Raw genomic sequence first — 211 nt, forward strand, 5'->3', positions numbered from 1 at the left:
AGAAGACGTGCTGGAAATCCGTGAGCACCTGAAAGCCCACGGTGGCGAGAACATCCAGATCATCTCCAAGATCGAAAATCAGGAAGGCCTGGACAACTTCGATGAGATCCTGGCTGTCTCCGACGGCATCATGGTTGCTCGTGGCGACATGGGTGTAGAAATTCCGGTTGAAGAAGTGATCTTCGCCCAGAAGATGATCATCGAGAAGTGC

At 52.1% G+C, this 211-nt stretch carries 1 protein-coding gene; it reads left to right on the top strand.

Features of this window, described 5'->3' with window-relative positions:
• The coding region (locus tag AACR77_RS16985) for a pyruvate kinase (RefSeq protein ID WP_042882617.1) at positions 1 to 211 on the top strand (211 nt) is incomplete at both ends.

This window comes from Aeromonas sp. ZOR0002, assembly GCF_963866995.1.
Taxonomy (GTDB): Bacteria; Pseudomonadota; Gammaproteobacteria; order Enterobacterales; family Aeromonadaceae; genus Aeromonas; species Aeromonas caviae.